8 protein-coding genes and 1 other RNA gene are annotated in these 12,643 nt (G+C 33.5%); 4 read left to right on the top strand and 5 right to left on the bottom strand.

Going from position 1 to position 12,643, the window contains the following annotated elements; translation table 11 throughout:
- Positions 1 to 425 precede the first annotated feature (425 nt).
- Positions 426 to 1,091, top strand: a complete 666-nt coding sequence (locus A1OE_RS02170; RefSeq protein WP_015088456.1) for an alpha/beta hydrolase — start codon at positions 426 to 428, stop codon at positions 1,089 to 1,091.
- A 1,190-nt stretch (positions 1,092 to 2,281) separates the two neighbouring features.
- Here the strand turns inward: A1OE_RS02170 and cysQ are convergent.
- The 3 genes from cysQ to hflK form a co-directional block, all read right to left on the bottom strand.
- Complete coding sequence (cysQ, locus tag A1OE_RS02165; RefSeq protein ID WP_015088454.1) at positions 2,282 to 3,070, bottom strand: 3'(2'),5'-bisphosphate nucleotidase CysQ; 789 nt, start codon at positions 3,068 to 3,070, stop codon at positions 2,282 to 2,284.
- Positions 3,071 to 5,035: 1,965 nt separating this feature from the next.
- Positions 5,036 to 5,923, bottom strand: coding sequence for a protease modulator HflC (gene hflC, locus A1OE_RS02155; RefSeq protein ID WP_015088451.1), 888 nt, complete (start codon positions 5,921 to 5,923; stop codon positions 5,036 to 5,038).
- Positions 5,924 to 7,102 carry an FtsH protease activity modulator HflK gene (hflK, locus tag A1OE_RS02150; RefSeq protein ID WP_015088450.1) on the bottom strand — a complete coding sequence of 393 codons (1,179 nt, stop codon included), beginning with the start codon at positions 7,100 to 7,102 and terminating at the stop codon, positions 5,924 to 5,926.
- 162 nt (positions 7,103 to 7,264) lie between these two features.
- On the opposite strand from hflK, the gene A1OE_RS02145 reads away from it, so the two are divergent.
- A complete protein-coding gene (locus A1OE_RS02145; protein WP_015088449.1) occupies positions 7,265 to 8,323 on the top strand; it encodes an Mrp/NBP35 family ATP-binding protein in 1,059 nt (352 codons plus the stop codon).
- A 193-nt stretch (positions 8,324 to 8,516) separates the two neighbouring features.
- On the opposite strand, the gene A1OE_RS02140 is transcribed toward A1OE_RS02145, so the two are convergent.
- Positions 8,517 to 8,987: a dihydrofolate reductase gene (locus A1OE_RS02140; RefSeq protein WP_272942674.1), complete on the bottom strand. Its 471-nt coding sequence runs from the start codon at positions 8,985 to 8,987 to the stop codon at positions 8,517 to 8,519.
- Positions 8,988 to 9,933: 946 nt separating this feature from the next.
- Between A1OE_RS02140 and ssrA the strand changes: the two genes are divergently transcribed.
- Both ssrA and A1OE_RS02135 read left to right on the top strand, forming a co-directional pair.
- Positions 9,934 to 10,309: a transfer-messenger RNA gene (ssrA, locus tag A1OE_RS04200) on the top strand.
- 104 nt (positions 10,310 to 10,413) lie between these two features.
- Positions 10,414 to 10,872 carry an SspB family protein gene (locus A1OE_RS02135; RefSeq protein ID WP_015088446.1) on the top strand — a complete coding sequence of 153 codons (459 nt, stop codon included), beginning with the start codon at positions 10,414 to 10,416 and terminating at the stop codon, positions 10,870 to 10,872.
- A gap of 1,339 nt (positions 10,873 to 12,211) precedes the next feature.
- On the opposite strand, the gene A1OE_RS02130 is transcribed toward A1OE_RS02135, so the two are convergent.
- Complete coding sequence (locus A1OE_RS02130; RefSeq protein WP_015088442.1) at positions 12,212 to 12,640, bottom strand: universal stress protein; 429 nt, start codon at positions 12,638 to 12,640, stop codon at positions 12,212 to 12,214.
- Positions 12,641 to 12,643: the final 3 nt, after the last annotated feature.

The raw sequence follows: 12,643 nt of genomic DNA, 5'->3' as shown, positions 1-12,643 counted from the left end.
TATTTACTAATATAAAAACAGCACAGCTAAAATACTTAAAAAAATCTTAGTCTTAGTAACTATGCAAAAAAATATTGGATTAATCATCTTCTTTATTGGTATTTTAATGTATAATCTACAAAAAGTGATTGCATAGGCATTGGGTATATCAGATTAAAAATACGTTGCTTTTAATTAAAGTGTGATTATATCAACGCAATGTATGAATACCAAAATCAAATTTTAATTTGATTTAATTTATGAACTAATTGAATAGCCATAATTTAAATAGGCGATCAAACATAGCTTAATAATTAAGCTCATATTTTCGATGAAGTAGCGTGTATTGTGAATTTTATGTCAAGCTATAGTAGTTTAGCTTCTAAATGACAATCGATAGACAGTATTGATTAACTAAATTGATTAACATGACAGATTAAGCAATCATGACACAAATTAAGCAAATTTATGGTCCACGATTAGAACCATCGAGCGGAAAGAAAGCAGAAGCTTTAGTAGTAATGTTACACGGATTAGGGGCTGATGGAAATGACCTTATAGAAGTTGCTCGGATTTGGGCACCACAAATGGCTTCAGTAGCCTTTGTTGCACCACACGCTCCTTTTCCTTGCGACATGACTCCTTCTGGTCGCCAATGGTTTGATTTTATGCATGATGGCGATTATACTAACATGCATGCTAGTATGCGTAGCACAGCAGAAATGCTGAATGAGTTTCTTAATACTGAGTTAGATCGCTTGTCTATTACTGCTAACAAACTTGCTTTAGTAGGTTTTAGCCAAGGTACGATGATAGCATTGTATGCTGCTTTACGTAGGCTTCCGCCTATCGCAGGTATTGTTGGTTATTCCGGTGCATTAATCGTTGAAGACATACCTGAAGATCCTATCACTTCAAAGCCACAAGTTTTACTAATTCATGGTACTTTAGACAATATCGTGCCATTTAGTGCCATGGAAGCAGCACAAAGTTGCCTCATATCTGCGGGCATAGCAGTAACATCTATTTCACGGCCTGGTCTTGGCCATAGCATCGATGAGGATGGTTTGAAATCAGGAGGGGCTTTTTTGAGTAAAGTTCTTGTAACGTAAAGCAAATCTTGCATAATTTTGTTAAAATAGAGGAAATCGGATAATACGCTATTTTTTAGCCTTATAAGGGTTAATTTCCATTAAATGAATATTGGTTATTGTACATAGTTGACGCCAAATCTATTTGGTTAGGATAAAATAATAATTTTAAACGGCACATGCTGTTCGGTTGTATCAATAATTAAATGGGACTAACATTATGCTATAATAGGAATAACGGTTAGAATTTATGCTAATGATAAATTAGTGCCATTGATTATAGCAATGTAGATTAGCTATCGTTAATTCATTAAAGCGATTATATATCAAGCAAAAAATAAATACACCGTTTAAAAAACAACATAATTGTGCAAGTAAGTATTCAAAATTTGATTACTAGTGACACTGAGCACTGCTTACCTCCCGTCTTTTAGGTATATATTTTCATATTTTAAAGTTTTTAACAAATTTTTTGCCAATACCAGTGCGAAATGTTCTGTACGAAACGTTTTATTTTTAATTTACTTAATAGGATAAAAGTAAGATATTTTAATAAATGAGAAAACTTACGCTTCTTGTCTATGCATGGATTATCTAATTAAGATTGGACTATATTAATAATTGATACTATTATGTTCTCGTTGGTTGTATTCAATAAGCCATCAACTGAGATGAATAGAATTATATCAATTATCATTTTCTTATAAACTATTCTTATTATAAATTAGCGAGGTTGCGCTTCGTTAGATTTTAATTTAAAGTATAAAAATTTTCCTGGTAAGTTTCATAGAATTTACGATGATCAAATCAATTATTTATCTGTATCCTTACGATTTACTTGTCATATCTTGTTTTTTATTCTGATATTAATTATTCTGATAATTTGAAAGATGAGAAGTATTTATATTAAAAAAGCTTTAATTAGGTAGCATCTAATTAAAGCTTTTTTAATATAAGAGTAAATGTATAATTTAATAAATTAAATGCTTTGCGGAATAAAAATATTTTATTTTTGTTAGTTCTTACGCATTGAGTCTAACAATTTTTAGTTAAATTAATTTATCACGTTTATTTAAACGAAGCTCTCTCTAACTAATCTATTGCAAATAGTAAACTAAAAATTAGTCTTTTGTTTGTTTTTAGATCTACGAACGGTTAAATTATTTTAAAAATAGTACTATAGTTAAAATAGCATAATGGTTTAAATTTGCTTAACGACCTCGAGCGATAAAATGATCATTGAGGAATTTTGGCTTGCCGTAATCCAATTGAGAACCGTCAAACTTTGTCATTGTTCCCCCAGCTGCTAACAGTAAAGCATGACCCGCAGCCGTATCCCATTCCATTGTCGGACTAGTTCTAAGATAAATATCGGCGTCGCCTCTAGCAAGAAGAGCAAATTTTAAAGCAGAACCACGTAACAGAATTTTTTTCACATGCATATTCCTGATATAACCATCTAGCTCTAGACTATAATGATTGCGACTAGCAACTATGGTTAGTTTATCTGGATGAGATTTACGAACGGTAATAATTTTGCGGGTACCGTCTTTGCTTTCTTCCCATGCACCTTCACCCAGTATGCCGCCCCAAACTATACCATTTTCAGGTGTATGCAAGGCACCAAGTATAGGAATGCCATCCCAGATCAATCCAATATTAACTGTGAAATCAATACTATTATTGACAAATTCCTTAGTACCATCAAGTGAGTCAACTAACCAAAATCTCCCACAAGAAATATCAGGTATATTACCAGCCTCAAAACTTTCCTCAGCTACCACCGGTATATTTGGTGTAAGTAAATTAAGATTCTGTACTATATAATTATCAGCTGCTTGATCCGCAGAAGTGACAATGCTTCCATCCATTTTAGTAAAAGTTACAGTATCAGTACGATAATAAAACAACTCAATTTCTCCAGCTGCTCTAGCTATGACTGCTACAGAGTTTAACAAAGCTACCTTATCTGCCGGATTAACTGTTGCAAATAAGGGCATAAATTACTCCTTTGCTGTTACATAATATTATTACTAATAAGTTAGCAATTAAGTTTAATTTTTTTTAATGATCGTAATACATTCTACGCGGCATCTAACGATGACTTATATTGGAAGATTGCCTTGTAAAAGTGCCATCGTCTACAATACAGATTTCATTATGGCTCTGTGTTACGCAAATTCAGGAAAAATTGTTAGAGCAGCTCAATAATATCACTATAAAGATAAATAAAATAGCTTCACTTGATTGTCCTTTTGAAGGCATAATTCTTGAATCTCTAATTTATCAACAGTGTATTCTAGGTAGAAAATATATGGTAGAAATGAACTTAAGCAGAGATCATCTTAATAAATGATTGTATTCAATAGAGTGCATAAGCTGCTTCAAAATAGTTTAAATAATGTGATCAAATTTTATTTCTTTGTTTATAGTGCCCATTAGGAATGGATTCTCTTATTTATCACTGCGTCAAATAATATTTTTAATACTAACAAGCGATTCTATAATAATGTATAGTAAATTGCAATGTTTAAAGTTTATCCTATTAAATAGGAATATGAAATAAATGCTTGCTAAAAATTTGTATGTTGGTCTTTTTAATTTCCTTGAAGGAAACTTAGATTAATATATACGCTAGCTGTGTAGTCGGATATATTATCCACTCATTTTGATTAGATAACTTTATCTCATCATGTAGAAATATACGCCACTATAGATTAATCGTTCTCGATACAAGAATTAATCTTACTTTTTTAGATCTATTAGAGGATTATATGAAAAAAAAATTATGATTTGATCAAATATACTTCAAGTATATCATGCTTCAGGTTTAATTGTCCTAAAAAAGTCTAGCGATATAACTTAGCGATTTTTTACAGATGATAACTTTGATGATCGTCGATCAGTAAACAACTTGATAAAAATTATTTTTTTTTTAAGTTTACTGCCATTCTTTCATAGAAAGCTCAATGAGTCTTGCTTATCCTCCAGTACGAAATACTACTTCGCAATGAAACTAAACCAAGAATGGCATCAATGAAGTGTACTAAAATCACTTACCAAATTAACTTTATTTTTAGTCACAATGATTAATTTCTGACTATAGTAAAGAGATCTTATTCAATTTTTATAAAAGATGAATTATCACTTCAGCAATATCAATTCCACTGAATAACAATTGTATTCTTTATTGAATTATCTTTCTTATAATAAGTTATAATGTATAACAAAATAAGTGCAAAGACTATAGTTGATCATATTCCTCACTCTCTTATAATTAAGAAACTTTCATTAATTTAAAGTAAATAGTTATTAAAATGTTTGATTCAGATGCGGTCAGTAATTGATCAATTACAATTCACAACGGTTTTATATAACCAGAAGATTAGCATCAAGTTAAAACTTGAGTAAATTTAAAAAAAGCAAAGGCTTTTATTAAGTTATAATAAATTCATTCATATATATGAATCATAGCGCTATAATTATTAGTTATGTCTATAATTTTTTTGCATATAACGCAGTACTAAGCAAAAAACTACATATTTAAGTTATAAAACAGTAATCTATTATTCCTATTTTATCGAATTAAATTCAAATCTTACTTTGAATAAAGTTTTTATCGTACGACGATAGTAGTCAGCAAAGCTGGTTTTTCCATATAAATAAATTTAATCATAAACACATATTGTATATGTAGACTATATATAAATAATTATCGATATATAGTACAGTTTTTAATAAGCTAATTTTTATATAAAATTAAACTTATCATACTAAATTAACATTTTTAAGTCAAAGCTTAACTATTGCCTAAGTGATGACATCAATTTTACTAGCAAAGTACATCTTTTCATTTCAAGACAATACCATAAAGCGGTTCATTTAATTAACAACAACAAGCAATTATCATAGAATAAAATGATATATGTATTTCATTATACCCACTAAGTCTAATAATTATACAATCACCGAGCATCCACGGGATGCCTAGTGGCTATGGAGTTAAAATACTTGAAAAACTCGCTGTTTAGAGAAAGCAACATAGTGGTATCAGCACTTCCATTATTCACCATCTTCTTATATACTTGCATAGACCAGTAAAAATCAAAAAATGCAAGATCACGACTGAAAGCATCTGTGTAAACTTTGATCGCCTGACCATCGCCTTGACCGCGCAAAGTTTCTGCGTTCTTTTGAGATTCCGCAACAATCACTGTGCGTTGTTTATCGGCATCTGCCCTAATTTTTTGCGCTTGCTCATTTCCTTGAGCACGGAACTCTCTTGCTTCACGCTCTCGCTCAGAAGTCATACGATCGAAGATGTTTTGCTTAGTCGCATCTGGATAGTCAGCTCTACGAATGCGTACTTCAATTATCTCCATACCGAATCGATGTGCGCTATCGTTTACCTCTGTTCTGATATTGGTCATAATTCTAGCACGCTTCTTCGACAAGACATCAGCTAACGTTTGATTACCTAAAACACGTCTTAGCGAAGAGTTGATAATTATTGACAGTCGGGAAGCTGCCTCACGTTCAGCACGCACTGCTCGAAAAAATTGTAGCGGATCAATGATTTTATACCGAGCGTAGCTATCGACATCAAGTCTTTTCTGGTCAGCTAAAATGACTTGCTGGCGCGGTGGATCGACATCAAGTGCACGGCGCTCATAATAAGTTGTGTTCTCCGCCAAAGGAATTTTGAAATTAATACCTGGTGTTCGAATCTCGCGAACCGGTTCACCAAACAGAACTACCAATGCTTGCTCAGTTTCATTAACAATAAATAAGGCTTGTGAAAGAATGACTCCCATGGCGAATACGATGCAAACACCGGCAACTGCCCAGTTCATTTAGTTATTCTCCCCTTTAGTGCTAGTATTTTTTATTAAGCGATTATTGCTGAATAATTCATGAACTTCCGGCAAAGGTAGTAAGTAAGGTATAACGCCACTATTCTTAACGTCATCGTCAATGATCACCTTATTTACATTTGATAGAATCTCTTCTAACGTGTCTAAGTAGATACGTCTAGTTGTTAAGTTCTTAGCTTGTTTATAAGCTTCGTAAACTGAGTTAAACCGGTTAGCATCCCCTTGAGCTCGGTTGACCACTTCCTGGCGATATGCATCGGCGTTTTCAATTATTTGGGCAGCCTCTCCTCGAGCTCTAGGCACCACATCATTTCGATAACCTTCTGCCTCATTTTTAAGTCGCTCTCGGTCCTGTCTTGCGCGCGTGACTTCGTTGAAGGCATCGATTACTTGAGCAGGGGGATCAACCTCGTTGAGTTGAACAGAACGGATCTCTATGCCAGCTTGATACTCATTAACTAGCAACTGAAGTTGTTCGTGCGCAGCAGTTTCAATCGCACCACGACATTCGGTTAAGGCATCCTGAATCCTTGTATTGCCAACAATATCACGCATTACTGCCTCAGCAGAAACCTTCACAGTTTGTTCAGGATTATGCAAGTTAAACAAAAAATTACCGGCATTGCGAATACGCCAAAATACAACAAAATCAATATCAATAATATTTTCATCGCCAGTGATCATTTGGCTTTCCTCTGGCACATCGCGCCTAGTGCTTGTGCGTGCATCAACTCCGGAACGAAAACCAATCTCGATCCTATTTTCGCGTGTAACATCAGGAAGGAATATTTCACCAATCGGAGCTGGCCAATTCCATTGCAGGCCAGGTTCTTTTGGTGTACCTGCATATTTCCCAAGAACTAGTTCAATACCTTGTTGGTTTGGCTGCACTCTATAAAAGCCAGACGACAGCCAAATAAAAGTAGCAATAACAATTGCTAAAATAATAAATTTGGGACCGAGAAATCCACTTGGCATCATACCGCGAAATTTTTGCTGCTGACGGCGCAAAATATCTTCGATGTCATTTTGGTTTGGTCCTTGATTACCGCTATCATTTCCTGGAGAACGCCCCCAGGGTGAATTGATACGCCCCTGCCCTTCGCTGCTACCACCCCAAGGACCTCGCCTGCGGCCTCCTTGATCACTCCAAGGCATAGCTCTATATCCTCTCTCTACATATAATATTTTAAACGCGGGGAAAGTAGTATATTGCCGGCGTATTATAAGGCACAGCTTAATAATCTAATATCCCAAATACTGCGGGTGTAGTATGTTACGATTTCCAGTATGTTGGCGAAATGGCAGGGATTTCAACCTATGACAATGGTTTCCAAAGAATCTATTCAAAATGCTTTAACAAAAGTAATTGATCCTACTTCCGGAGCTACATTACTTACAGTTGCTAAGGTAGCAGGATTAGTAATCAACGAAGGTAATGTTAGCTTCTCGCTAGAGGTTGATCCAATCAAGGGCCATACCATGGAAGGTTTGCGAAAGGCTGCGGAAGCTGCTGTTTTACTGATATCTGGCGTATCCTCAGTAAACGCTGTGCTTACAGCTCATCGCAGTGCTGTGCGCCCTCAGCAAAGTCGTATACCCGCACGCCAATCGATACCGAAGATTAAATCCATTATCGCTATTGCTTCTGGCAAGGGTGGAGTAGGCAAATCAACCGTTGCCACTAATGTGGCAGTAGCTCTTTCGAACAATGGTTTGAAAGTAGGTATGCTAGATGCTGATGTTTATGGTCCTTCATTAGCGCGTATGATGGGCATTAAACATAAATCAGAGATTTTTAAAGGGACTAAAATGCTTCCGCTTGAAAGTCACAATATTAAATGCATGTCAATGGGCTTTTTGGCAGCAGAAGATACGCCAACTATTTGGCGTGGACCAATGGTAATGGGAGCTCTAGAGCAGATGCTTCGTGACGTTGAATGGGGTGAGTTGGATCTTCTTGTAGTTGATATGCCGCCTGGCACTGGAGATGCCCAGATTACTATGGCTCAACGAGTACCTATGGCTGGAGCAGTAATTGTCTCTACACCGCAAGACATTGCTTTGCTTGATGCGCGCAAAGGCCTTAATATGTTTCGGCGATTAGCTGTTCCAATTTTAGGAATTGTAGAAAATATGAGCTATTTTATATGCCCGTGTTGTGGTGAGCGTAGCGATATTTTTGGTCACGAAGGAGCACGTATGGAAGCGAAAAAACTCAACGTACCGTTCTTGGGCGAGGTTCCTCTACACCTGGACATTCGAGTTGCTAGCGACAATGGCATTCCGATCATCGCTAGCGAACCTTTATCTCCACATGGAATCGCATTTACTAATATTGCTACTAAACTAGAATTAACTATCTCTAGTTCTTGTTAATACAAAACAAACGACAATTTAGAAGGTTTTTATCAAAAAATAGTCTTGTATGATTATTTAGCTACTTCGCAAATTAATTTTTACAGCAGGGATGATCTATTAATTGAGAAGAATTTTGCTCAGATATTTCATGAGCTAATTTAACTAAATTTTAATAATTGATAAAATCTTTATAACAATTATAAAAACCTATCTAGGTACGCAAGTAATTAGTAAAAGTAAAAGCAGGTCGATTACCATCAGGTGGATGATTTTCTCTCCAGATTTCGCGCCAGGCAGACCAGTTAATATTTGGAAATTGAACGTCACCGCGAGCCTGTGTATGTACAAAAGTAAGAAATAAAGCATCAGCTAATGGTATCGTTAAGGCGAAGATATCCCTTCCGCCAACGACAAATACTTCCTTTTCTTTAACACAGACAGCGAGGGCGGCATCTAGATTCTTTACCGGATATGCTCCTTTTGCAGCCCAGTGCACATTACGAGTAAAGACTATTGATCGACGAAACGGCAGAGGATGACCGATTGTGTCCCATGTACGTCGCCCCATCAATATGCTGTGACCTAGTGTACAATGTTTAAAACGAGCAAGGTCCTTAGGTATTAACCAAGGTAAACTACCATTATTGCGACCGATTACCATGTTGTCAGCCATTGCTGCAATGATTGTAATTTTAGTGATTTTATCCTCATAAATTTAATCAAAATGATTATGATATCAACTATGCTAATTAGCCATAAAAAGAATACTATAATAATTTTTATACTCGCTATTAGTCAAAATTGAATTAAGCATTATAACTTATCTAAATTGAAAATAATTATCTAATTGTATAGCTTGTATAACAATTGCTACTTCTGGTATTATTCCACTAACCAAATTACTTATAAGTTCTTAAATATTATATTTAATAGCTAAGATCTACTCATTTTTAACTTTAATTACTTCTTAATCTTTGCTTTCAAGAAAATGCTAATTATTATATTAATATAATGGTACGATTTAAAATCAAGCAATAAAATTGTGTTATTGTAACTTCATTATCTTTAAAAGAATAATCATTTGAATTAAAAAACAAAAGTTTATATTGGTTTGATAGACAAATTTTATTATACAATCAAGACGTAGAAATTTTATATAAACTGAAAATAGTTTTTTAAGTAGTTAACAAGAACATGATAAAATTATCTTTGCTATTTTAGGTCAAAAAATAATTACAGAGATGTTTTTGTAGGCCAAGCTATATTCAATCGTGAAAATATATTAGTTAATAGCGGGAATTTTATTTATTAATTCTGACTAATACTGGCTGTTTTTTTAACCAAGAATAAAAAATCATTTTTTACATTAAATTGACCAGTCTCAATTATAATCTTAATAAGCATATTGCCGACAATTTTTTAAGATTATTTCCCTGATTTTTCATCTTTATTAACAAGCTTATTAAGGGGAGCATTGATTAATTATATATCAAATATAACCTTAACAATAACCAAAAAGTGTGCTTTTATCGTTCTACGGTTTAATTAATATTAAATTTTTTTGAGATTATAATAAAATTTCTTAAATTAAAATTTAATATAACATTCGCATATTTACTTTCTCTTATCCCCTTTAATAATTGTTAACAAACGCCTACATCAACTAGCGTCGGCTTTCCGGTCGACTATGGCGATAAATGGTGTTCGGAATAAGCGAAGCGGAACCGGGGGCGGTACCCGGCGCCTCCACCATGAATTAATACTTATGTTAAGAAACAGTAAGGTTTTAAATGGGGGCGAAACAGGGTCGACGTGCGTAATAAAGGATCACTTTTTGCTCGGCATTGTTCCACCGTTATCGGGCTTTTATATTAGTTGCGAACGACAACTATTTTGAGGCTCGCTTGGCTGCGTGATACAGCTCAGCTTCCTCTGACTAATTCGTTTCGGCTTTGGACCTAAACGTGGGGCCTGCGAGCCGCCTAGCAACAGAAGGCTCGTATTGTTATTTTAGATTAATGTATGAATTTAACTGAGATCTTTCTTTAAGGAAGAACAAATTTTCTGTTAATCTACTAGGACTAAGCATTACAAATGTACTAAAGCATATGGTTGAAGATATTTTTCGATACGACTTAATGGTCGAAACGGCCTTGCGTAGTGTAGTTAAGGAAACCCTTAAGCTAGTATCTCAGCGTGGTCTTTCTGATAATAGAAGTTTGTATATCACATTTAAAACGCGTGCTAATGGAGTAAAAATTCCGGAGTATTTAGTTAAGCGTTATCCAGATAAGATGACAATCATTCTACAGTTTCAGTTTTGGAAACTGGAAGTAATGGAGGATAAGTTTTCAATAATGTTAAGTTTCAACGATGTGCTTGAGTCACTAGAAGTTCCTTTTGAGGCTATTACTGGTTTTACGGATCCTTCCGTTAAATTTGGCTTACAATTTGAGCACGTTGTTAATCGTAATATTACTCTTCAGGAGGAATTTCCTGCAGAAAAAAATAGCTCTACTGTATCGGCCGATGTAGTTTCTTTAGATCAATTCCGAAATAAGAAATAAAAATTATTTATCATTGACGATGAATTTAATTGTTTTTATTCACGAAATTTTAAATTTAATTAAGATAATAATCCTCTATTTTTGAGAAATAATTCTTTGAATGATTCTTTTTCACTGAAAAATTATATTTAATTATAAACACTATCTTAGTCATTGGTAATACAATGACTAAGATAGTGTTTATTGTGATAATTGATTTCGTATAAACCATGAGACTTTTAAAAAATAGAACGATGTAAGGAATTATAGCTGAGTTATTTTGTTGAGGATGCAAACAAAACGTAAAATATTTTTTAACTTCTTTATTGTTGTGCAGTCAGTGCAATGTTAGTTATTGTTATAAGTGACGATTTGACCTAATATATTTAAAATGAAACAAATTAAGTATAATTTACGCTAAATCAAATCAGCAATGTATTGTTTTTTAGAAAGAATTTGCTTTGCTTTTATAGAGCAATTTTTTATTGTGAATAAAATAACATATTGATACTCTTAATATTATAGTTAGTTGAGATTAGTTAAAAAGGATACAGTCATCGATTATATTCAGGCAAGCTAATTAACTCGATAATTTAATGTTTATTATTTTGCTAAAAAACTAATATATAAAATTATAATTTTCTTTTAGCAAAATACACTGATATACTGCTTAAAACTATATGTTAATTTTTGTTAGGCATTGAACAAAAAAAATATTATTTGATTGATTACACAAAAATATAACCTATAGTTTACTTATCGTTAAGTCATTTGTTTTTTTATCTTTGCCTGAGTATTTTATTCTTTATCTTTTAATATTATTAATAAAGCGATGGTATGTCTGCTCAGTGCTTGAACTTTGAAATACAATTCTGTCGACAAAAATTATCTAGCGCCAAGCTATTATTGATAGCTAAAATAGTAATAGTTAGTAAACTACAGAAGTCAGGTATTAACTACATACTTATTAAAAAATAAGTAGAAATCTATTAAAGTTAGTTGTAAAATTAATTTATTTGATTAAATTTAATGGTATATAGTAAATTGGCCTATTAAATTCCTTTGGGGTTTAATAGCTTTAAAGCTTAACTAACGAATAGTCGAATTAATAGACAATTATATAAAAACATTAAAAATAATTTTGCTCGATATTATGTTAATATGTTTGGTTTTTATACTAACCAAACATATTCAAGTTTATGTTTGCAATAAAGGTATTTTGTATTCTATGTTAAATTTTAACTTCATTTTATCAGTGCGATTAATAAAAAATCTTCATATTTATCAATAATTAATAGATTATCGGTATGAGATAAATCTCAATAAACTAAAAATCGCAGATTTACAATGCCCCTCATTTTTAATCGCGAATAATCATTACCGAGCATGAGGCATGACGCACAACTCTTGCTGCATTTGGCCCCAATAAAAAGTCCGATAGTTCTGGACGATGTGAAGCCATCACTATAAGATTACACGCAGTTTGTCGAGCAGCCTTAACGATTTCCTGATAAATAGTGCCATGAGCGACTACATGCTGCAGCTTTAGATTAGCTGGTATTCTTTTCTCACAAAAATCATGTAGCTGTTGACGAGCAGCCTCTATTGCTTCACTCTCAAAGTTTTTAGGGAAAAAACCAGCTACTATACCTGAATGAACCTCTGGCACTACGGTTAAGACATGTAATCGACTATTAAATAGTTTGGCTTGCTCAACAGCAATCGCAACAGCTTTTTCTTGAGTTTGTGGAGCTATCAAATCTATAGCTAGCAAAATATCTGAAAACATATC

The sequence above is a fragment of the Candidatus Endolissoclinum faulkneri L2 genome (assembly GCF_000319385.1).
GTDB classification, from domain to species: domain Bacteria; phylum Pseudomonadota; class Alphaproteobacteria; order Thalassobaculales; family Thalassobaculaceae; genus Thalassobaculum; species Thalassobaculum faulkneri.
This window is presented reverse-complemented; position numbering and strand designations above follow the sequence as displayed.